At 59.5% G+C, this 21,060-nt stretch carries 19 protein-coding genes; 8 read left to right on the top strand and 11 right to left on the bottom strand.

Translation table 11 applies throughout. The features are described from left to right. Window positions 1-453 precede the first annotated feature (453 nt). Entirely contained in the window at window positions 454-1,437 is a 984-nt protein-coding gene (locus IQ16_RS32040; RefSeq protein WP_018645201.1) for a helix-turn-helix transcriptional regulator, read from the top strand. Between the two features lie 238 nt (window positions 1,438-1,675). Here the strand turns inward: IQ16_RS32040 and IQ16_RS32035 are convergent, their stop codons facing one another. Together IQ16_RS32035 and IQ16_RS46710 are read right to left on the bottom strand one after the other, a co-directional pair. Next, on the bottom strand, window positions 1,676-2,074 hold the full coding sequence (locus IQ16_RS32035) for a hypothetical protein (RefSeq protein ID WP_018645202.1): 399 nt from the start codon (window positions 2,072-2,074) through the stop codon (window positions 1,676-1,678). A 15-nt stretch (window positions 2,075-2,089) separates the two neighbouring features. Then, window positions 2,090-2,290: a hypothetical protein gene (locus IQ16_RS46710; protein ID WP_026312341.1), complete on the bottom strand. Its 201-nt coding sequence runs from the start codon at window positions 2,288-2,290 to the stop codon at window positions 2,090-2,092. A gap of 372 nt (window positions 2,291-2,662) precedes the next feature. Here IQ16_RS46710 and IQ16_RS47685 point away from each other — a divergent pair, with 372 nt between their 5' ends. Beyond that, entirely contained in the window at window positions 2,663-3,220 is a 558-nt protein-coding gene (locus IQ16_RS47685; protein WP_430648220.1) for a hypothetical protein, read from the top strand. A gap of 365 nt (window positions 3,221-3,585) precedes the next feature. Beyond that, window positions 3,586-3,786 carry a hypothetical protein gene (locus IQ16_RS32015; protein WP_018645206.1) on the top strand — a complete coding sequence of 67 codons (201 nt, stop codon included), beginning with the start codon at window positions 3,586-3,588 and terminating at the stop codon, window positions 3,784-3,786. Here IQ16_RS32015 and IQ16_RS32010 read toward each other — a convergent pair. Both IQ16_RS32010 and IQ16_RS32005 read right to left on the bottom strand, forming a co-directional pair. Next, complete coding sequence (locus IQ16_RS32010) at window positions 3,783-4,952, bottom strand: NAD(P)/FAD-dependent oxidoreductase (protein ID WP_018645207.1); 1,170 nt, start codon at window positions 4,950-4,952, stop codon at window positions 3,783-3,785. The genes IQ16_RS32015 and IQ16_RS32010 overlap by 4 nt on opposite strands. A 92-nt stretch (window positions 4,953-5,044) precedes the next feature. After that, window positions 5,045-6,550: an FAD-dependent oxidoreductase gene (locus IQ16_RS32005; RefSeq protein WP_018645208.1), complete on the bottom strand. Its 1,506-nt coding sequence runs from the start codon at window positions 6,548-6,550 to the stop codon at window positions 5,045-5,047. 192 nt (window positions 6,551-6,742) lie between these two features. On the opposite strand from IQ16_RS32005, the gene IQ16_RS32000 reads away from it, so the two are divergent. Beyond that, window positions 6,743-7,258, top strand: a complete 516-nt coding sequence (locus IQ16_RS32000) for a YciE/YciF ferroxidase family protein (RefSeq protein WP_018645209.1) — start codon at window positions 6,743-6,745, stop codon at window positions 7,256-7,258. Between the two features lie 78 nt (window positions 7,259-7,336). After that, entirely contained in the window at window positions 7,337-7,852 is a 516-nt protein-coding gene (locus tag IQ16_RS31995) for an inorganic diphosphatase (RefSeq protein ID WP_018645210.1), read from the top strand. Window positions 7,853-8,075: 223 nt separating this feature from the next. Here IQ16_RS31995 and IQ16_RS31990 read toward each other — a convergent pair whose 3' ends face one another. Together IQ16_RS31990 and IQ16_RS31985 are read right to left on the bottom strand one after the other, a co-directional pair. Beyond that, entirely contained in the window at window positions 8,076-8,792 is a 717-nt protein-coding gene (locus IQ16_RS31990; protein ID WP_018645211.1) for a hypothetical protein, read from the bottom strand. Between the two features lie 510 nt (window positions 8,793-9,302). Then, the gene (locus tag IQ16_RS31985; protein ID WP_080648112.1) at window positions 9,303-10,151 is read right to left on the bottom strand and encodes an exopolysaccharide biosynthesis polyprenyl glycosylphosphotransferase; all 849 of its coding nucleotides are present in this window, start codon (window positions 10,149-10,151) and stop codon (window positions 9,303-9,305) included. A 334-nt stretch (window positions 10,152-10,485) separates the two neighbouring features. Here IQ16_RS31985 and IQ16_RS31980 point away from each other — a divergent pair, with 334 nt between their 5' ends. Further along, window positions 10,486-11,760 carry an O-antigen ligase family protein gene (locus IQ16_RS31980; protein WP_018645213.1) on the top strand — a complete coding sequence of 425 codons (1,275 nt, stop codon included), beginning with the start codon at window positions 10,486-10,488 and terminating at the stop codon, window positions 11,758-11,760. A gap of 69 nt (window positions 11,761-11,829) precedes the next feature. Here the strand turns inward: IQ16_RS31980 and IQ16_RS31975 are convergent, their stop codons facing one another. Further along, a complete protein-coding gene (locus IQ16_RS31975; RefSeq protein ID WP_018645214.1) occupies window positions 11,830-13,170 on the bottom strand; it encodes a glycosyltransferase family 4 protein in 1,341 nt (446 codons plus the stop codon). Then, complete coding sequence (locus IQ16_RS31970) at window positions 13,167-13,832, bottom strand: class I SAM-dependent methyltransferase (RefSeq protein WP_018645215.1); 666 nt, start codon at window positions 13,830-13,832, stop codon at window positions 13,167-13,169. The genes IQ16_RS31975 and IQ16_RS31970 overlap by 4 nt, the downstream gene beginning before the upstream one ends. A 386-nt stretch (window positions 13,833-14,218) precedes the next feature. Here IQ16_RS31970 and IQ16_RS31965 point away from each other — a divergent pair, with 386 nt between their 5' ends. Together IQ16_RS31965 and IQ16_RS31960 are read left to right on the top strand one after the other, a co-directional pair. After that, window positions 14,219-15,712 carry an oligosaccharide flippase family protein gene (locus tag IQ16_RS31965; RefSeq protein WP_018645216.1) on the top strand — a complete coding sequence of 498 codons (1,494 nt, stop codon included), beginning with the start codon at window positions 14,219-14,221 and terminating at the stop codon, window positions 15,710-15,712. A 116-nt stretch (window positions 15,713-15,828) separates the two neighbouring features. After that, the gene (locus IQ16_RS31960) at window positions 15,829-16,845 is read left to right on the top strand and encodes an acyltransferase family protein (protein WP_051123027.1); all 1,017 of its coding nucleotides are present in this window, start codon (window positions 15,829-15,831) and stop codon (window positions 16,843-16,845) included. A gap of 15 nt (window positions 16,846-16,860) precedes the next feature. On the opposite strand, the gene IQ16_RS31955 is transcribed toward IQ16_RS31960, so the two are convergent. The 3 genes from IQ16_RS31955 to IQ16_RS31945 form a co-directional block, all read right to left on the bottom strand. Beyond that, window positions 16,861-18,138: a polysaccharide biosynthesis/export family protein gene (locus IQ16_RS31955; protein ID WP_018645219.1), complete on the bottom strand. Its 1,278-nt coding sequence runs from the start codon at window positions 18,136-18,138 to the stop codon at window positions 16,861-16,863. Continuing rightward, window positions 18,135-19,739 carry a nucleotide-binding protein gene (locus IQ16_RS31950; RefSeq protein WP_158646953.1) on the bottom strand — a complete coding sequence of 535 codons (1,605 nt, stop codon included), beginning with the start codon at window positions 19,737-19,739 and terminating at the stop codon, window positions 18,135-18,137. Before IQ16_RS31950 ends, IQ16_RS31955 begins: the two co-directional genes overlap by 4 nt. A gap of 85 nt (window positions 19,740-19,824) precedes the next feature. Continuing rightward, window positions 19,825-20,817: a hypothetical protein gene (locus IQ16_RS31945; protein ID WP_145831956.1), complete on the bottom strand. Its 993-nt coding sequence runs from the start codon at window positions 20,815-20,817 to the stop codon at window positions 19,825-19,827. Window positions 20,818-21,060 lie beyond the last annotated feature (243 nt).

Here is a 21,060-nt window from a genome sequence, read left to right as displayed (position 1 = left end):
GAACCTTAAAGGTGATGCGGCGATCAAGGCACGATAGGAAATCGGATCAGAGGACAGTGTTGTTCTGCGGAACTTCTGCCCGCGGGGCCGATGAACCCGATCAGTCGCGAGCAGTGTAATAAAGTTGGATCTGGCCTTGCAGCCTGCCAGGGACGTTCAAACCGGATCCGATGGCAGCAATTTGAAATAGAGCCAATACAATCATCTTCCTTTAAAGGAGATATTTGCACGTGGCATTTGCAATCAAAAATTGCCGTAATTTTCTGGTCGCCACGTGATCCAGTTCACATCAGCATCAATCACAGGTGAATGAGACTAGCAGACAAATGAAGTAGCTTCTTGGAATCCTGCGTACCTGAGGAGACGGTCGGTGCGCGAATTGCAAAAGACGGATACCGGCAGCTGACCGCCGCAGCGTTTTGACCCAGTGGCTTATCAAGGCTGGAGGTCCCCATGTCTACGGACGCAGCCAATTTCGTATCGCATCGATTCTCGACGCGCGAGCATCCGGAGCGGATGCGACTTCCACTATGGCGCGAGAGGTTTGTGCGGGGAATAGTTCACGTCGATATCGAACCTCTAACGAACGTTCCGTTTCAAGCCGACGCAACATTGCAGGCGCTCCAGGGTCTACGCACGCTCGCACTGAAAGGCTCTCCCATGCGCTTCAAGCGCTTGCGGGCGAGCGTTGCTGACGGCGACGACTCGATCGGCCTCATCGTCTGCTTACCCGGCAAAAGTCGTTTGTCGCAGCGCGGCCGGGACATCGATCTTTTCGCGGGCGACGCAACCTCGATTCTGCATTCGGAGCCCGCTACCGTCACCTATATCGACGGAACGCTATTTGGTCTGGCGGTACCCCGCGAGGCGCTTGCGCAGCGCGTGACAGATATCGAGAGCCTCGCCATGCGCCCGATTCCTCAGCGAAATGAACCACTCCGCCTCCTCATGGCCTATCTGAAGTCAGCATTTAAGGAGGGGGCTCTGGCGGCCCCCAAGCTGCGTGATGCGGTCGTAGCCCACACCTGTGATCTTGTTGCGCTCGCGGTCAGCGAGTGCGCTCCCTTGGGCGACAGCGATACGAGTGCGGTCGTGACCGCGCGCCACAGCGCCGTACTCGACTACATCGCGGCACACTTTCAGAAGCCTGGGCTTAGCGTCGAGGAGGTCGCTCATCGCCAAGGCATTTCACCTCGGTATCTGCAGCGCCTGATGGCGTTATCAGGATCATCGTTCACCGGGCACGTGAATGAGCTACGTCTCCAACTTGCGTTCAAACTGTTAACCGAGGCGCGCGTCAGCGCGCAGCTAATTTCCGATATCGCGCTGGAGGTAGGCTTCTCGGATGTTTCGCATTTCAATCGCCTGTTCCGAGCTCGCTTCGGCGATTCGCCGCGTGGGGTTCGTTACGCCGGCAGGGATCACGGCCGAGCATAGAACTGACAGGCCCCGGGCACCCTGCGTCCTGAACGGCACTCTCGCCGGAGAAAAATGGCCCCCATTCAAATGCGAGGTGCTCGCGTGTAGTTTGGGCGGCGGAGCGGTCGCGGCTCGCTATACCGGGTGGATTCTGCTCGCGCCCTCCTCTCTTCGCCGCTGCCTGGTGTTAGGATGTGGTGCACAGGTCAGCGGCTAAGCCGCCGAGCTCCGCTGGCGGCTTTTCTTCAATTTCGTCTCAGGAGGCGTTCGCCCTCGCCCGTTCGCGCGCCTCGCGACGACGTTCGCGGCGCCTCATGGCACGATCGGCGGGCTGCCGCAGCGGAGGAACCGCCGCTGGCACTACCTCCTCGACCGAGGGCGCCTGGATCGGTTCCGGTGCCGCTAGACGGGATTCCATGAATTCCAGCACGGCCCGCCCCTTCGCGGTAATCTTCCAGCCGCCGCTTTCCCGGTCCACCAGCCCTTGGGAAAAGATGTCGAGGTCCGGCACGCGCGCAGCCAGTCGCCTGGTCCGATCGGCCCAATCCCGGCCGCTGGTCGCCAGGATTGCCATGTCGCGCTTGAGATCCTCCATCACGGCGAAGCCATCCGGATAGCTCACCAGGATCTTCAGCACCGTGACCTGGAAATTCACGCCCGCCTCGACCTATCAGCGCCACATCGTAGGCGCGTGTGAAAGGGCGTCCCGACCCACCTGCCTGAGCTCGTCGGGCGACACCTCGCCTCTGGTAGCCGCCTCCAAAATCTTCGAGGCGACATGGGTACGCGCTCCGATCTCGCAATGCGAAACGCTTTCACAGACTTCGTCGAGGACCGCGCGCAAAAGCGTGGTGGTTGCCGTATCAAACATGAATTGCCCCCAAAGCAGGGAAAGTCTCACTATAACCGCGTTCTCGCGCAATGCGATTCAAAAATGTTAACGATCGCCGGAGGTCGGTTAGTCTAGCCTTCTTTGGAAGACGTTGTGATTGTCGACGGCCCTGGAAGATCGGCTATTCACGGGCCTCCCGGCACAACCTTCAGAACTTCTCAAACTACATCGTTGACGTGTCCTACCATCACATAACGGCGATCGGCTTCGGCCCTGCACGAAGATCATCCGCCGGCGACCTGACAAGAAGCCGGCGAGTGCAGCATGGATCAGCTTCGGCAGATGGCGGCCAAGCGACCTTTGAAGTTCGGTGCGTAGCAGCGGGGCGGGCGAAGGCCTTGAAGAAGAGCTGTGAAAGAAATGAGGCCAGGACATCCTGTCGACGTCCTGGCCTCGCTGGTTCATTGCGGAACGTTCTCAGGATTGACCGCCTTTGCGCCCGGCTTCACTGGCTTTGTCGCGATCATTGGCGAAGTTGCCGGGATTGTCCGACGAGCTGCCGCCTTGCTGACCGGGCTTTTGTCCGCCCTGCGTCTGCTGACCCTGCTGGCCGCGGCTGTGCTCGCCACCCTTCTTGCCGGCTTCCGAGGCACGCTGCGGATCGTTGGCGAAATTTCCGGAGCCACCGCGCTGTTCGTCTGCCATCTGTTTTCTCCTTCATTGTTGCCCGGCCCATGGAGGCTAATCGCAACACCCGCGGCTCGTTCCTCGGACAAAGATGAAGGTTGGTCAGAGATTATTCGCCAGCATATTGCGTGTTGCCTGGCGCACGGCTTCGATGCCGCCAACATTCTTCATCAAGGCGATCTCGCCCTGTTGCTCATGTCGGATAGCGTGCGCCATCAGACGCAAGCGTGGATCGCCGGAAGAATGCCACTCATCTTCCGCCATCTGGACGGCCCCGCATGATGCAGGCTCATCAGATGGATAAAGACGGCGTCAAACGTCCCATCGTCCGCTTACCGCACCTCCGCCATTTGTGCCGTCGTCAAATAGCCCGGCATCGCCGCACGCTCCGCGCTGGAGCAGACCGGTTCCAAATCGACGGATCTTTCGCAATTTTCTGCGGGCTCTCGCGAAGAGCCGAGGGAGCGCTGGCGGCATGGCTGGCGCGGCTTGGCACATGCGGCGTCGCGTCCGGCGCACCAAAGATCACGACATCAGCACCTGAGAAGCTGTCCCGCCGTTGGGCTACAACGAACCGCGCGCCGCCATTTGCAGGAACGGATGGATGCCCAATACATTCATTGTGGGACACCTGGAGGAGGATCAAAATGGCGAGCGAAGACGCCTTGGACAAGGTGAAAGAGGTTTCGGAAGGCGTGCGCGAGACCGCCCGCACGGTCAGGCAACGCCTCGAAGAGGGACAACCGCCCGGTCAAGCGGTTGCCTTTCTGCGTGACGTGGTGCGCGACGCTCCGCTACCGTCGTTGCTCGTCGCCTTCATGCTGGGCTGCCTGATCGCGCGGCGTTAGCCGGGAATATCGCGGTCGATCGCAAGATCATCGAGCAGGGGCGAAGAGCCTCCGGCAAATAACGTGGCCAGCAATTCGGCCGCGAGAAAGCTGAAGGTGATGCCGTTGCCGCCATAGCCAAAGGCGGCGAAGATGTTCTTGCAGCCGGGTACCGTGCCGATCAGCGGCAAGCCGTCACGGGTGGTATCGAAGGCGCCCGACCAGCTGAAGGTCACGTGATCCGATGCATGCGGCCAAAGCACTTTCAGATAATCCTTGAGCGCCCTCACCTTTGCCGGTGTGGCGTCATCGCGAGCCCCCGGCTCGATCAGCGCATGACCATCCTCACCGCCAAGGATGATGCGGCCATCAGCGGTCGTCCGCGCATAATGATAGTTTCGGCTCGCCTCCCAGATTAGCGCCTGTTCGGGCCACAGATTGGCTGGCTGCCGCCGGGTCGCGATGGCCCAGCTGGAAGCCGGCTGCTGGGCCGTGGGCCTCACGATATCCGGCATTGCATAACCTGTCGCCAGCACCACACGACGCGCTTCGATTGAAAGTCCGCTCTCAAGGCCGACAGTTACGCCCGAGGCCATGCTGTCGTAGGCAACCGCGTTGGCCTTCAGAAGGCGGGCGTCCCGCTGGAGAGAGATATCGAGCAGACCATGTGTGAGCCGCACCGGATCGGCATCGGCCGCGTCCCTTGACAAAAGGGCGCCGGCCCGCGTGATGCCGAAGCGCTTCAGCAGCGCGCCATGGTCGAGAAACAGGGACGGCAGATCGGAGCGGCTCCTCAGCGCATATTCATCCTGAACAAGCTTCGGGCTGTCATCGACAGCGAGATAGAGCGAAACGCGTGGTCGCATCTGGCAGGCAATTCGATGATGGGCGACCAAGGAGATCAGACCTTTCGCGGCTTGGTGGCTGGCCCGATAGCAGCGGATTGCCTTCTCGAAGCCATAGAGCTGCGTGAGTTCAAATAGCGGGCGGTCGATTTCCCAGAGCAGCATCGCGGTGCTGGCGACCGTGCTACCGAGGCTCGGTATCTCGCGATCAATGATGACGACCTGGCGGCCTTGCCGTGTCAGGCGCTCGGCCACCAACGCGCCGGTTATGCCGGCGCCGATGATCAGAACCTCGCAACGAAAGCTGTCGGCAATAGGCTCAATCGACGGTGGCGGCAGCACGGCCCACGGCGCGCGCGGGCTGCGCAGATCATCCTGCTCAATGTCTTCGTCCTTGAAGATCGATCACTCCCAGGTATCCTGAACAGATCTCGCTAGACCATCAGCGGGCGCAACGCCGACACGGCCGGTGCATTGATCGGCTCCCCGTTGGGCGCGAAGATCGAGCCGTGGCACGGACAGTCCCAGCAGCTCTCAAAGCTGTTCCAGTGCAGATGGCAGCCAATATGGGTACAGCTTGCCGAATGCAAATGCAGTTCGCCAGCCTTGTCCTTAAAGGCGGCGATTTTCTCGAGCCCCCGGCGCAGGATGGCGCCCTCACCCGGCTCAAGCTCTTCAAGCGAGGCGATTTCACCCGGCGCCACATATTCCGCGAGGTTTTGCAGGATGGTGATGTTTTCGCGCAGAAAATTGCTCGCCGCTGCGAGAGGTTTGCGATCCGGCGCATAGACGGACTTCCAGGGATGATCCTCACCAAGAATGAGGGCCGTGTTCAGCATGGCACCCATCACACCATGCGTCAGACCCTGACCGGAGTCGCCCATCGCGAGATACACCTGTTCGCCGCCGGGCTCGCGGCCGATGAAGCCGGCATAATCGATCGTATCGAGAACCTGGCCTGACCAGCGGTGCGTGACCTTGCCAAGTGCCGGGATCAAGTCGCGCGCCCAGCTCTCCAGCCGGACAAAGCGCTCTTCGGCGTTATTTGCCTCGCCGCTCTTGTGGTCCTCGCCGCCGACCAGAACGAAATCATGATTGTCCGTCCCCGCTTGCAGCCGCACATAATGATAGGGATCTTCGGTGTCCCAGTAGAGCGCGTCGGGAAGTTCACCTCGCCCGATCGCAAAGGCAAGCACGTAGGTGCGGTACGGAGCGACCTTGGTATACAGCTGAAAGCGATCGGCGATTGATGCGTTGGTCGCGACCACGGCATGGTCCGCCGTGATTTGCCCGTGTGCGGTCCGCAGCGTGACGGCGCCGTCCCGCTCGGCAACGTCTTCGACCGGACTGTTGGCAAAGAAGCGGACGCCGTTCGTCTCGCACACCGCGGCAACGCCAGCCAGGTACTTCAGTGGATGGAAGGTGGCTTGCCGGGGATAACGAAGCACGTGGCGGTTTTCACATCCCTTGAGCGGAACGCCGACCAGCCGATGGACCGGCGCGCCCACTTCCTGCACCGCTTCCAGTTCCTGGTCGATGATATCAGGGGGCATGCCGTTGCCCTGAAAGAGGTAGCCATCAAGTCGCCGAAAGTCGCACGCGATGTTCTCGCTCGCCTGGATTTCCTCGATCCGGTCGACGGCCGCAGCCTGACTTTCGTAGAAGAGCTTGGCGTTCTCACCGCCGCGCAGCTTTCTAAATTCGCTCATCAGATCGTCGCAGAGCGGCGCCAAGTGTGCCGAGGTGCGCGCCGTCATACCGCTGGCGATACCTTTGCGGTCGATAACGATGACCGACCGACCGCGTTTGCAAAGCTCGTAGGCGGTCGAGAGCCCAGCAATTCCAGAGCCGACGACGGCAACATCGCAGTGGGCCTCGCCTTTGAGCTCACCCGCCTCCGGCAAAATCTCCGTATCCATCCATAATGAGGTGCTGACCATCCCGAGCTCCGCGCAATAAGGCGAAACGCCCGCCCAGTGCCGCAGTTCCTCCTGCGGTCGGCAGCGGCCTTCGCGCTGTTGCGTCCAGACAACCAATGGGGCGATCCGGCTGTATGGTCGTGAGGCACGGGGCGGCGAGGAACAAAGCCCGATCGGCGCCGTTCCATCGCTTTGAACTCGAGGAGCCGCGTCATGGGATTATTCACAAAAGACATCAAGTCGATGGATGATCTGCTGCTGCATGGGTTGCAGGACATCTATTATGCCGAGCAGCAGATCCTCAAGGCGTTGCCGAAAATGATCGACAAGGCCACCAACCGGGACCTGGTCACGGGCCTGAAGAACCACCTCGAAGAGACGAACAAGCAGGTCGAGCGTCTCGAAAAGGCCTTTGAGAAATTGAGCCAGTCGCCGAGCGGCACGCAATGTCCGGCCATCGACGGCATCATTAAGGAAGCGGATGAGACGGCTGGCGAGATCGAAGACAAGGCGGTACTGGATGCAGCGATCGTCGCAAACGCGCAGGCCGTCGAACATTACGAGATCTGCCGCTATGGCACCCTGATCGCCTGGGCTGAGGAGCTCGGACACGACGATATCGTGCGTTTCCTGAACACGAACCTGAACGAAGAGAAGGCGGCGAACACCAAGCTCAACACGGTGGCGTTGCGCAAAGGCGTCAACAAGAAGGCCTCCACCGCCGCCTGATTGCCACCTGCGGGTCTGGCGGATGATTGCGCCAGACCCGTTTCCTCTCGATGCCCCAATACGTAGGCGACCGTCGCCATGACCAATCTGACAAAACTGCCGAGCTGGGTTGACAAAGACAATATCTTTGCTGTCGTCGAGACGCCGCGCGGCAGCTCGTGCAAGCTCGATTTCGATCCCAAGCTCGGTGTCTTTGCCCTGGCGAAGCCGCTTATGGCGGGCCTGACCTATCCGTACGATTGGGGCTTCATTCCTTCGACCAAGGCTGAGGACGGCGACCCGCTGGACGTACTGATCCTACATGACGCGCAGACTTATCCGGGCGTCGTGCTGCGCTGTCGTCCGGTTGGGATTCTCGAAGTCGAGCAGAAGAAGAAGGGCAAGTCGGAGCGAAACGACCGCATTTTTGCTGTGCCCGACCGATCACCGCTCGAAACCAATCTCAAGGATATCCGCGATCTCCCTTCCCATGCGCGCGATGATCTTGAACAGTTCTTTCGTGCGACGAACGCGTTGGAAAACAAGGAGCTGAAGTTTCTTGGATGGCATGGCCCCAACCGAGCGACCAAGACCATCAAACGGCTGGCCCACTGAGCCGACAGACCGGGCGTCATTGGCAGACATTCGGGCCGTCACTGGGAGGGCCCAACTGGGTCAGGACCTCAGGGTCTTGGACCATCGCCCTTCATGGCAACGTCGCTGCGAACAGGATGAGTTCGGCAGTCGAAGAACTGGCCGCCGGGAATGAGATAGCCGCTTCGGACTTGGTGAGTGGCGGTCGAATCTATGTCATGCTTTTGGTTGCAAGCCTTCACGCCTACGGCGTCGAGATCAACCCACTTGCCGTAGCAACTATCCAACGATTGCCCCAGCGCACGATGGAGTCGATTCGCCCGATGCCCGGGACTTCATCGCCCCGCGCTGCCATTCGAATCCCATCGGGCCCTTCGAGCACGGCCGTTCCGGCGCGAACATCGAGGACTGCCCATCCCACAATAGTCGTCGGCCTTGTCTCGGGGACCGGCAGGAGGGGCCCCGTAGGCTGGACCGAGCCTGTTATCGACATGTCCGGCTCGAGAACATCCGGCAGTTGCGCAACACTCGATGCCTTGGCCAGAGGCTTCGGGCCAAGGCTTGAGGTGAACGTGGAGGATCCACCAATACCAGGCGGCGTTCGCGAGCTTGATGCTGATGCCGTCTTTCGGGTGCTTTCGACCTTGCTGACTGGCTTAATGCTCGGCATGCGGCGCGAAGCCGCTTCCATCGAAGCAATTGGATTGAGAGCCGAGATAGCTGCAGGAGCGAACAAAGCACCAGCCCAACCCAGTCCAACGCCGCCAGCCAACGCGACCAAGACGACCGAAAGAGTGCCTTTTGAACAATTGCCTTGCCGAAGGAGCGCCAGGACCTCATCTCGATCGGACGTCGAGAAATCCAATCGGTCAAGAGTGACAGGCCACATCGCGATCTCGCCAGTGTCGTGATCCGCGGCCGTCTCGATCCTCTCCAAGGTATTCGCATGGTGCAATTGCATGCTCGGGTCCCTTGTGGTCGCCAAATGATCATGCCGGGAACTAAACCAACCGTTAACGGCCGGTGCACTCAGCACAAAATAAGGGCGGGCAGCGCAAGGAGATCAAAGGCCATGATGTCTCGCGACGGGAGCTCTAACCAGAACGGTGGGGGTGCGGGGCGCGCATCTGCAGGTGCGGCGACAAGGCAACCATCTCCGTCGACGACACGAAGATTCCGCAGCGGCGACAGTTCCGAGCGTGAGACACGCCGCGCCTGGCTTTAATCTGCCACTCGTCGGCAACAATCTCGTCTTCAAGGCTGCTCCGACAACAATGTGGCCATTCGGGACCGCTTGACGGTAGCCTCCGAAAGTTGCGGACGTCCTTTTGTTCTCACCCGTGATGGAGCGGCAATCCGCGGTGTCGCCACGCCCGCAGTTGCGGGATAGGTGGGAATCCAGACGGTTCGTGCACGGCAAGGCACACCAAGCCACTACCTGCCTTCCCGACCGAAGCAGCCAACCTTAAGACTAATAGGCATTGCTGGGCCGCAGCAGCACTCTCACGGTCTTCAACATGATGACGATATCGAACCGCAGCGACCAGTGTCGGACGTACTGGAGATCTCGCTTGACGCGTCTTTCCATGGCAGCGATGTCTCGCGTCTCCCCCCTACATCCGTTGACTTGCGCCCAACCGGTGATCCCTGGCTTCACCGACTGTCGTTCCGCATATTCGGTTATCAATCTCGAATAGATCGCGTCATGAGCCAGTGCGTGGGGACGCGGCCCAACAAGGGACATGTCACCACGGAGCACATTGAGAAGTTGCGGCAGCTCGTCGATACTGGTCTTCCGAAGGACTCGTCCAACCCGCGTAACACGGGCATCGTTCGGACTAGCCTGTCGAACATCGTTCCCGTCCTCCAGACATGTCATCGTTCGAAACTTCCAGATTTGAAAGCGCTGACCATCGCGCCCACCGCGCCACTGACGGAAGAACACCGGACCGGGCCTATCCAGGGTTAACGCCATCGCGACGACAACGAAGACCGCGATCAACGCAATAATTGCGATCAAAGTAACCACAACGTCGAATATTCTCTTAGTTCTACAATTTGGATCACTCCACCTTGCCCGCGCTGCAGAAGGACTGGCGCGACTCGTTCGATCTTGTCTGACTCTGCTTTCTGAGCGCAGAGTAACGTCCGACCTCGCGGACCGCAGTTCGACAATTGAAACCAACCCAAGATCTTCGGCGACCGCCTCGATCGCACCCGCGCGATACACAATATCAACCGCGCGATCATCAGCCGCGCTATCGTCCACGAACGGCGCGCTGAGAGGCGCGCGAGAGCGATGAACACCGAGTTCTGGCATCGTGCTTCTCATTCGAGAGGCGATACCGAGTCCTGCTCCGGGAAAGCTATCCCCACTCTGTCGCCGAGTGAACTCTTCATGCAAAATTGCTGCGCGACCACCCGCTACAGTTGACCGTACCTCGTGTAGCCACGCGAATGCACGATACATACGGGCCGCAGGACTCGCCAGAATTCATCGGCGCTAAATCCGATGCGCTGTTGCCGATACTTTCGAGTGTTTGCGGGCCGGAGGCGACGCAGCGCCTAATGATGAATGCTGATCCGCCCATCAGGATATGCAGGGTCTTCGGACACCGTTCCGTGGACCCCCGATACCAGCCGGAGGAAATACTTTGACCGGTATCATCCTGGCCCTAACCGGCTTTCTGCTCTCCTTGACGCGTATTCTGGGTGTCCGCCAAATGATGCTGGCCGTCATGCTCGTTCGTCCCGCTTGTGACCGAGCCTTCGACTGGCTGAAAGCGGCATCCGAACAACAGACCGGGCCTGGTGCGGCGATCAACGCTCTGGTGATCGCAATTGCGATTGTCACCATCATTCATGTTCCTGGGATTGTCCTGTCGGCCCCCCTCCTGGCTTGGGCAAGTGTTCTTCTCACAGCCGCCGCGTCGCTCGTCCACGCTCCAGATCCAAGCGGCGGATTGCGAGACCTCCTGGCGTTGTTCACCTACGCAGCCGTGTTTACGCTTCCATATGCGCTCGTCAGAACCAAAAAGATGGCCACCCAATGCCTCGTCGTGGCGCTATGTTCGTCCGCCGTACCGTCGATCTTCGCATTGCTGGAACTGGCGATGCAGCCGGACATCTTGACCGGCGAGCAACGCCTGCAAAGCACGTTCACCCATCCGAATATTTACGCCTTCTACATTGTCAGCGTCGTGACCGTGATCCTCTATATGCTTTGTTCCGCAAACTTTACACTTTCTCCGATCAGGCGCCGCGCAGTTCTTGCCTACGCCGGCTTCCTGCTGTTTCTGTTGCTTCTCACGAAGGCTCGTAGCGCATGGCTCTCGATGGTGATCATCACGGCGGGATACGCAGTCTTGGTGGACAGACGCTGGCTTCTTGCGATTCTCTGTCTCCCTGTCCTGCTTCTTTTTCCTGCCGTTGGTGAACGTTTATCCGATCTGAAATCGGGCACGGTTGCAGTCGGCTTCGAGCAGCTCAACTCCCTGGCTTGGCGAGAAGTACTATGGAATGACACCCTTGAATGGTTGACGGCCAATCCACCGGGTCTCAATGGCTATGGGCTGAACTCGTATAAAGCCTACGTCCCCTTGTTCTTCTCCCGCGGCGATGGGGAGGTCAGAATCGGCCCCCACAATGCAATCCTGCAGATTTATTTCGAGATGGGTATGGCCGGCCTGGCGAGCTTCGGTCTTCTTTGGGGGACGGTGGTGCTCGAGGTATTGTCCACATGGAGCAGAGACTTTCGAGGCGCTCTGACGATGTCGTTGTTGTGCGCTGGATACATAGTCATGTGCTACTCTGACAATCTTCTCGATTACCTGCAATTCCAATGGTTCTTCTGGTTCATAATGGGCACTATTGCTGCTTCCGCACGACGAGCGGCTCACACATCGCAGGCACGGTTCGCAGTCGCCTGATCGATCATTTGCGGCCAGAGGGCGCAGTGCAGGCGGCGGTCTCGCGAGCGCATCGTACACTCTCGTTCGCTACCGCACCGCAGCTGAGAGAGGTCGATCCTCCGCAATCACGATATCGTTCTGTTGCGATACGCTCGTTGCAAACAGATCGGCCAGGCCCGCAGCCTCTCGGTCAACGTCGTGCAATGCGAGAACCCGTTCGCGTCCCTTCCGTCCCATCGCTTCCAGTTGCTCGCGCGGCGCCAGGAGACACTCCGTCATGGCCGCAGCGAGCGCCTCTGGTGCCCCCGCCGCGGCCAACCAACCGGTCTCGCGCGGGATGACCAGCTCCGGAATGCCGGCGATTTGCGTCGCCACCACCGGGCGTCGCAGCGCCATGGCCTCCATTATGACGATCGGAAGGTTTTCAGCGAGGCTTGAAACGACGAGCGCGCGAGCACCGATGATTTCGCGCCGTACATCAGCATTGTTCAGCCAGCCGCGCAGGCGTACGGTCCCGCTGAGCCCGAGAGCAGCGACCAGTATTTCAAATTCCTTGCGGCCTTCGCCATCACCAACGATGATCACCTCGAATTTGTGCCCATTGGCTGCCATGGCCGCGGCGGCCTTGATCAGAATATCGAGGCCCTTTTCGCGAGAGAACCGCGCGACGCAAACAAAGCGCGGCGCTTCGCAGCGCTCCACCTCGGACATGGCCTGAAACTGTTCGTCTATGCCACATCGGATTAGCTTGATTTTCCAGCAATCCGAGAGTTTACACCACCGATAAAGTTGAGCGCGCCCGTAGTAGCTCACCGCAACGACGAATGCAGCCGCCTCGATCTTGGCCTCCAGCGCTAGGAACTCCGGCTTGTCAAATTCGCCGCAGCCATGGACCGTGAAGCTATATGAAAGACCCGAGAGGTGGGACGCAATCAGCGCGAGCTCGGCGGGATTGGTTCCAAAATGCGCGTGAAGATGGGTCGCCCCCGCGTCGCGAGCAATGGAAGCGACGCCGCACGCTTCCACAAAATAGAATGCATGCAGCAAGGGCCCGCGATCACTCCTGCGCATCATGCGCAACGTCGTCAGCAGCGCCTTGCCGAAGCCGCGGGGCCGCAAGAGGAGCGATGAAATCGTGGCCCGAAGCAAGGCGAACGGGCGTTGCAGCAGATAGATCGTGCGCTTCTCCTCAGCTAGGTCACCGGGATCGACCAACTCCTTGCCACCCCTGGCGGCCACACGGACCACGGCGACTCCCAGACGTTCGAGCGCAAGAACCTCGCGCTTGATGAAAGTGTGGCTGATCGCCGGATATTGATTGATCAGGTAGAGGACAGTCGGCATGCGGTTCGAGACGCTGGGCGACGGCTTCTTCGACGGGCCCGATGTTAACTGCATGTTGAACTCCGCGTTGATCGAGTTGCTCATGTCGCCACGAGGCGCGGCCGACAGAGGCGGATTTCCCAGGACAGCCCCGACCGATGCCGAACCTGCACTTCATCGAGAATATGCACGCTACTGCGCGAGCGTAGCCATGCCCGTCGTGACTCCGGTGAGTCCCAAAGGGAGATGACAAGCCTTCCATTCTCTTTCAGGAACGCCGCAACCCGCCTCAGGATCCAGTCCGGCCGTTCGAAGTAATAAAGAACCTCGTTGAGGACTATCACGTCGAATTTGCGATCCGGCACAAACGTCGCGATATCCGTCGCGATGAATTTCGTGGACTCGTCCGTCCACCGAATCCTCGCCATCTCGATTGCGACAGTGGAAAAGTCAACGCCGACGTAATCGATAACTTCTACTGGTCGAAGCCAAGCACGCAGCAGGCCGATACCGCATCCGAGATCGAGCACGCTCGAGATGTCTCCAATGTGCCTGCAATATCCCGCGATCACCGCATAGCGTGCCATTTCCTCGAGATCGTTGAGATACTCCCATCGTCCGCAGGTATATTCTTCGTCCATGAGCCGCGGCGACACACGGCAGACGCCTGACGCGAGTTGCTTCGGAAGCGCCGCTTTGACCATGTCGCGAACGCCTTTGCGCAGTCGCGAGGGAAATACGCGCTGGATGACTTGAGGCGGCTGCATGTGGCGTTTCAGTCGTCCGATCGCTACCGAGGGCGTTGAACCGTAACACTCATCTCGCCGAGGCACACGCCTCGCTCAGCGGAAATACGGACTAGTTCCGATAGGTCATTGACCCCTCACCTCCAGCGCCGACTATCGTGCACAATGTGGCAGTGACCCGGGACCGGCTGTGGAGATGACGCACGCAAACTTTCCGAGCGCGGGTTGCGGCACGCTCGAAGAGACGCGATCGGCGAGGCTAAGGCGTTCGCTCGATGTGGCCCGGCAATTGCTCTATTCTTTTATCGGAGCTGTCCTCCATTTCAGACTTCGCAATCACTTTGCCGCGCCTCACCCGTCAAGCGGCTCAGTGAGTTTGCGAGAGGCAGGATGAGGGCACCTCGATCATGCGTCTGCGCGAGGCGATGCTCAGTTCAACGTTGCAGCAGAATACGACGGTGCTGGTCTACTTTGCGACCGGCGTCGTGATTGCGCACCTGCTCACGCCCCGGGAGGCAGGGTCTTACACCGTCGCAATAGCCGCCATTGGCGTGGTTACCGGACTCAAAGAGTCTGCGATCGGATCATATGTTGTCAGTGCGCCCGAACTTGACGATGACCTCTTGAAGACAGCCTATGGTTTAACGCTGACGATCGCCACTTGTCTAATGCTGCTATTCATCGGGCTAAGTGGTCCACTCGCGGACTTCTATCGCGATCCGGCTCTCGGCGAAACTTTGAGGATCGTGGCTATCGCGCAGCTTGGTCCGGCCTTCGCCTTTCCAGCGACCATGCGCCTGATGCGCGCGATGCGCTTCGGCGCCCTCCTCGTGGTCGGGATCACCGCGGCCATCTCGCAAAGCTTGGTCTCCATCACCCTTGCCGCACTCGGATACGGCGCAGCCGCGTTGGCATGGGGCTATTTCGCGGCTGCTCTCATCGCAGCATTGGCCACGTTCGCATTCCGGCCCGATGCCGTACGCCTTCGGCCGATGCTGAGAGGCACTCGACGTCTGCTTGCTTTCGCTAGCTGGACTTCGGCGGCACTCTTCGTCGGTTGCACCGCAACGTCTGCCCCGGAACTGCTGATCGGGCGCGCGCTGGGCCTCGCCGACGCCGCCCTGTTTGCTCGTGCCCAAAATCTGGTTTCTTTCGTTCGAAATGGGCTGGTCCTCGGCCTTGCCCGGCCGCTGCTTCCGAGCCTCGGCGACCGCGCAGGCAAGGGCATTAGTCTAGCGCCGATCTACCGTCGACTTGTTGAAACAATTACAGGCCTGGCGTGGCCCGTCTATGCGGTGCTCGCGATATGGTCCGAACCGCTTGTGCGAGCGATTTATGGCGCCGCTTGGACAACAGCCGGGACTTTGATGCTGCCTGTCGCCGTCGCTCACGCGCTCACACTGGCCGTTGCTCCCCAGTATGACATACTGGTCGTCAAACGCCGTCAACAGCTGCTTTTCACTTCCGAAGCCGCGATATGTGTATTCACGATAGTGACGGTTGCGATCGGCCTGACACTGGGACTCGGCGCCGCCGTCTGGAGCCTGGTTTTGAGCAGCATCTTTTTTGTAATCTGCTACTTCAGCGCTATCAAATCCGCGATCGGCGTTTTGCCAAGCTTACTGTTCGGGGCCTGGGGCCGAAGCTTGGCGGTCACTTTGGTCACCATGCCGGTCCCGCTCGCTTTTAGGCATCTAATTCCCGATCGGCCCGTCGAAATCATACTCGGCTTTATTGCATCCAGCATGGTGTCGGGACTGATCTGGGTAGCCGCAGTTTTCCTCGTGCGGCACGAATTGTCGCTTCACCTCGGCGGCCTCCGCCAGAGCCTCCTGTTTCCATCACGGCTGGGCACTTTTCCCCGATCATGGCCGCAGCCAAACCAAACCGAACGTGGTTGATCATGCGACCGCAAAGAGATCAACCACTCAACCGCGAACTTTCCGACGAATCCGACAGATCACGATTACGCCTGTTGCAGCCCAGACCCTCTGCAGGCCGCCGGCAGGCGTCAAAGATGAAGGCCCACGTTCCGGCCGAGCGAAATGCCGAACCGGTTGAGGGCATTCCGGCCCTCGATGGCCTTCGTGCAATCAGCATCCTGCTCGTCTTGGCAACGCATCTGCTTCCGCTCGGGCCCAAGTCTCTCAATCTGAATTCGACCGCCGGTCCCATGGGGATGAGCCTGTTCTTTGCCCTTTCTGGCTATCTGATCGTCAGCACACTTCGAACCGCCACGATCCTTGAATTCGTCGTAAAGCGGATCGCCCGTATCCTGCCACTCGCCTATCTCTATATTCTGCTGGTTGTCATCCTGTTCCGTTTAAACAAAGGGGCGCTTCTCTCCCACCTGAGCTTCATCATCAACTACAGACTGGACCAGATGCTGCCGGTCACCGAGCATCTATGGTCGCTTTGCGTCGAGGTTCATTTCTACGCGCTTGTGACAATCCTTACGGCTGCGGGCGGTCGGCGGGCACTGTTGCTCGTTTGGCCCTGCTGTGCCGCAATCACCGCGATCCGCATCGCGGAAGGCGCTCACATTGCCGTGGCAACGCATCTGCGCATTGACGAAATTCTTGTTGGTGCGTGCATTGCAACATTGCCGATAGTCCGTTTTGGCAGCTCCACCTATTCCCTCCTCGTCTGGATCCTGGCAGCGGGGGCCTGGGCCTCCACTTCACATCCGCAGGGCGAATGGCTGCAATACGTTCGACCCTACGCAACGGGCCTCCTGCTGTGGGCAACAATATCCCAGCCGCCCAATCGTCTGATGGCGATACTGGCCAGCCGGGGGCTTCGCTACGTTGCAGCTACCTCCTATGCGCTCTACGTGATCCATCCGCTGACGGCTCACGGATGGTGGAACGACGGAAGCATCTGGGAGCGATATCTGCTGAAAAGGCCTATCGGCGTCATCTTCACGGTGGTCGCGGCCCACATGTCGACCTTCTATTGGGAACGCGCATGGCTACAAACCACGCGGCGCTGGCTTCGTTCAAGGCGCGCACAGACGGCACAGTCCATAAGGTGACCGTGATCTTGCGTGTCACTTGTCCGGCTGTTCTCCGCTTTCGACCCGGGTCAGATTGATGGACCCGCTCAAATCATACAGTTTGGATCCGCCCATTGGGATCTTGACGATGTCGTTCGGCATTAACGGAGTGGTTTCTTCCGCTATCAGCGCTCGCGTCGTTTCGCCATCCTTTCGAATCAAAATGAAGCCGGACCGCTGCGTTTTCTCCGCGAGACGCTCGCGCGCCTCGGCCGGCGCGCTGATTTGCGCTTCAGTCAGCAGGTCTCCTGCCGTCCTGATCCGTGCCCGAACATCTGCGATCTCATCCCTGGTTTGTTGCAGATCACGTGTGTTGGAGCGGCTCCTCTCAAAAGTGCGTTCACGAAGCCGCTGCTCCGCCAGTGCAATATTTTCCTCAGCCCTCACGATCGCAGTCTGCATGTTCATTTTCTCGTTCGATATCTGCGCGGCCGCTCGTTCCAGATTGAACAGGGTCGGCATGAGCGCGAGCCCCCTCGCCGAGAGCGAGCGCATATCCCTCAATTGCGTTTGGATGGTGCCATCCTCCTGGCTCAATGCCTCGATCTGGCCGCGGAGTGAACGAATCTCCTGCTGATAGAGCGTCTTGACTTCTTCGAGCGCTGCCGTTTCCGAACGTATGGTGCCGTATTCGACGGCAAGGGCCGCTTGCTCGCTTTCCGCGATGGCTGCGATGGCCGGATTATCCTGCTGATCCCGCAATTCTGCAGGCAGAGAGATATCCTCGCGCCCCGCAATTACGGACGTCAGGCGAGCCTCCCGGGCCAGGAGACGATTCTGCTTCTGTACAAGCGTTCGGATATCGCCTTTGGCGAGGGCAATGTCGCGATCCAGCCGCAAAAGGCCGACTTCGGGTCTATAGTATCCGCCAGCGACGGTGATCGCCTGAATAACGGTAAGCCCCGGACGAAATGGGTACTCGCCGGGTCGCTGAACATCTCCGAGAATGGAGAATGGACGATACTGGATGATTTCAACTGCAGCGAAGGGCCGTTCCGCCTTCTCCGAGCGACGTTGCAGGCGGTCAGATATCTGCTGTGCGAGATCGTCGAGACGCAGACCTACAACGTTGACGTTTCCAATCAGCGGCAAGGAGACGACGCCGTCCGGCGTTATTATGTATTCCCCACTCAGATCGGGCCATTCCTGCACCTTGATTTTCAGTCGATCGGAGACTCCAAGCCGATACTCTTGTGCGACAGCAGATGTCACGGCACCCGTCATCGCGGCGCAAAGAAGCAACGTGATCGAACCGAATGTTCTCATGGTCATGGCACACTCTGATCGTTCCATTTCGGCCTCGACGCTCGACGAGCCGCCTGCTCCAGCGTCACGGAATCGAACGAACTCCACGGCGCCTTGTTGATAACAGTTCCACGAATTCTCTCGCGCATGGGTCCGAGGTCACGAAAAGCCTGTTCGAGCTGCCGCTCCGACGTGCGGTCCCATTCCACCACGATCAGGAAGTCCTCGACGATTTGGCCAGCGGAGCGCACGTCAGCGGGGGTTGCGAGTGGGGGTAGATCGATAACGATCCAATCGTAAAGGGGATCGTGACCGCCATTGATGAGTTCGACGAAACCGAGCCACAGCATGTCGAGACTGCAGACGGCTCCTCCACTTGGCAGGAAGTGCAAATTGTGACCGCTGTCTCCCTGGACCACGTCGACCAGATTGGCCTCGCCCCGGAGCAATTCATGGAGGCCTTTGCCCTTAGCCGGACGAACGCTCTTGGCAGAAACCGCCGCGCCGGGAGATGCGTCAACAAGAAGAACGCGCGAGCCATCGTGTGCGATCAACCTGGCCCAGCTCCGGGCAAGGAACGTCTTGCCCTCACCCGACCCAACCGAAGTGACGCCGACGAAATGAGGATTCCTCTCAGACCGTTCAAGGATCGCCAAGCGCGCGCGACGCAAGATCGACCCGCCCAAGACAGAGGCCAAATCAGCTCCTCCGCCATAGCGCGGGATAGTTCCGCCGCGCCTTCTTCGAGGCAGGTACCCGAAGCATTCAACGCCTGTAGCGGCAACGAGCTGCTCGGCGCTACACACGCGTCTACCAAATGATATCAACGCAAGCTGGATGGTCATGCCTAGAACACCGCCCAAGGCAGCCGCCAATCCCAACACGATGCCTAAGGCCGGTCCATCCCTTGAGTTCGGTGCCACCGCCTCGCTGATGATCCGAGCTGTCGGGCCCAACACCCTAATTCGCTCCCGTAATGCCGCGCTTGTCGTTACAACCGCGTTTGTGTCGTTCTGCTCCTGGACAAACGCTGCCGCCAGCTCGTTGGCAAGCCTGGCGGCATCCTCTGCGTTTAAGGCCCTTCCTTGAACAGAAATGACTTGGCTGGCACCGACGCGATTGACGCTCGTGTTGTATCTCACGAGCGCGGCCGCGGCTTGCCTTCGTGAGGACTCCCGATCGGAGGCAGATGTCAACCATGATGCAAAACGACGAATGGAGCCCGATTTTGGCAACACCTGCTCGATATTGTCCACCCCCATCCTGTCGATCACCCTGTCAAGGACTTTGCTGGCCTTCAACATCTCGATCGCGCTTTGAATGAGCGAGTTCTCGACAAGAACCTGCGTCACGACTGCGTCCGGCCCCGACAGTTGCAGCGTCGTATTCGAAATCAGCAGTTCGGAAGAGGCCGAGTACGCGGGAATTCGAACCAGGTCGTAAGACATACCCCCGACCAATCCTATAATGGAGCCGACCAGCACAGAGCGACGCATTCTCCGCTTTTGCTGGCGAACCTTGGTCAGGAGGATCCTGAGATCAACTCCATCGCGCCATGGCTCACCCATGGCTGATCGATCCTCGCCTGCATCGAAGACAGAACGTCTGCTGTTGGTCGAATCGAGCATCGATCGAAACTCCATTTGACATCTTCAAAAGTCCGCGTCGAGCGTGTCCCCGATATCTCGCGGAAGGGTCTCGCCTGGCACGGCACTATTGCTCATGCAGTGTCGCCTGGACGGCCTCCAACTTGTCCCAGGGAAACCCGCGAAGCCGGTTATTGCTGTCGGGATAGCACGATGCTTGGGCCTGCTCCGATGGACACCGCAGAATGCCGCCAGCGCCGAAGTATGGATGATCGGGCCCCGTCGCCAGCGGGTTCTCAGCGTAAAGCACCACTGTGCCAGCCGTGTCGCGCACCACCATTCCGTATCGCTGCACTGCGCGAGCCACCATACGCGCGTACGGATCCATGTCGATTTGATCGAGATTGAGGGTGTCAGGAAGACGGAACGTCGTTCCCTGAGGAATCGCGTTGGGATCGACCTCTCCGCCGTCCGTTCGCTGAGCTGGATGCGCCCACACCAATCGGCGCGTCTGCGGCAGGGCGACGTGAACCGCATGATCGATTGCGCCTTGGCGCTGCTCGGCAATCGTGATCAGACCCGAGAGCAAGGCTAGTCCCGTTGCGGTCGTGCCGAACTTGTAGCCTTGAACCGTCGTTGGAAAATAGCCGGGATTTCTTGCAAGGTCGTCGATCTTGCCTCCCCATGCGGCCCGCCACTCATCGACAGTTCGTCCGGTGGAATCAACGGTCTTGCGGCCGCTTTTTTCCATCACCCAGAACTCCCAGTACCGGCCTGTCGAAGGCTGATACACAATCGCTTCCTGATCGGTGCCCACTGATGGCTGGAAATGGTCGGGAAGCGGAACCTGTTCCCATTGCTGTTGAAGCGGCTCGAACCGCCATGCCGGATCATCAACTCGCTCCGCCCTGACACGAACCGTGGGCTGACCGGCGCCGACAACGTAGAGCGGGGGCGCATATCGATCAATGTTCACCGACGCGACACCGTAGTGCCTCGTGATCTGTCGCTGTAGATCAGCCACCCAGGCATCCGAATGGGCATCACGAGGAGCATCCGTCGCCAGTCGCCGGTGGACGTAGCTCTCGGCGGCGAATTCGCGATCCGGCACCATGATCAAGGATGGACGATCCTTTGACGTGGGCAGCGTCGCTCGGCTCCGACCTGCCATGCCCGCCAACGCGCAAGCGCAGACAGCGACAATGAGTAAAGCGCTTGCGAAGAAATAGAGGCGCGATGTTAGGCCATGCATGACCAGGCTCTCTCGACGCGACTTCCGTTGCCTCCGCCGGCGCGCAGTTGGGGCAATCATGCCGACTGGCCGAATAAGGGCAACCGGTCCAAATTGACTAGTTCGTTCGAA

Origin of the sequence: Bradyrhizobium huanghuaihaiense, from assembly GCF_007830635.1 — a bacterium.
Lineage (GTDB): Bacteria > Pseudomonadota > Alphaproteobacteria > Rhizobiales > Xanthobacteraceae > Bradyrhizobium > Bradyrhizobium huanghuaihaiense.
This window is presented reverse-complemented; position numbering and strand designations above follow the sequence as displayed.

Bases quoted from the DNA above. Each gene is read 5' to 3' on its own strand.
- IQ16_RS32040 (WP_018645201.1), top strand. From the start codon at position 454: ATGTCTACGGACGCAGCCAATTTCGTATCGCATCGATTCTCGACGCGC.
- IQ16_RS46710 (WP_026312341.1), bottom strand. From the start codon at position 2,290: ATGTTTGATACGGCAACCACCACGCTTTTGCGCGCGGTCCTCGACGAA.
- IQ16_RS32015 (WP_018645206.1), top strand. From the start codon at position 3,586: ATGGCGAGCGAAGACGCCTTGGACAAGGTGAAAGAGGTTTCGGAAGGC.
- IQ16_RS32005 (WP_018645208.1), bottom strand. From the start codon at position 6,550: ATGGTCAGCACCTCATTATGGATGGATACGGAGATTTTGCCGGAGGCG.
- IQ16_RS32000 (WP_018645209.1), top strand. From the start codon at position 6,743: ATGGGATTATTCACAAAAGACATCAAGTCGATGGATGATCTGCTGCTG.
- IQ16_RS31995 (WP_018645210.1), top strand. From the start codon at position 7,337: ATGACCAATCTGACAAAACTGCCGAGCTGGGTTGACAAAGACAATATC.
- IQ16_RS31990 (WP_018645211.1), bottom strand. From the start codon at position 8,792: ATGCAATTGCACCATGCGAATACCTTGGAGAGGATCGAGACGGCCGCG.
- IQ16_RS31985 (WP_080648112.1), bottom strand. From the start codon at position 10,151: ATGCCAGAACTCGGTGTTCATCGCTCTCGCGCGCCTCTCAGCGCGCCG.
- IQ16_RS31975 (WP_018645214.1), bottom strand. From the start codon at position 13,170: ATGAGCAACTCGATCAACGCGGAGTTCAACATGCAGTTAACATCGGGC.
- IQ16_RS31970 (WP_018645215.1), bottom strand. From the start codon at position 13,832: ATGCAGCCGCCTCAAGTCATCCAGCGCGTATTTCCCTCGCGACTGCGC.
- IQ16_RS31965 (WP_018645216.1), top strand. From the start codon at position 14,219: ATGCGTCTGCGCGAGGCGATGCTCAGTTCAACGTTGCAGCAGAATACG.
- IQ16_RS31960 (WP_051123027.1), top strand. From the start codon at position 15,829: ATGAAGGCCCACGTTCCGGCCGAGCGAAATGCCGAACCGGTTGAGGGC.
- IQ16_RS31955 (WP_018645219.1), bottom strand. From the start codon at position 18,138: ATGACCATGAGAACATTCGGTTCGATCACGTTGCTTCTTTGCGCCGCG.
- IQ16_RS31950 (WP_158646953.1), bottom strand. From the start codon at position 19,739: ATGCTCGATTCGACCAACAGCAGACGTTCTGTCTTCGATGCAGGCGAG.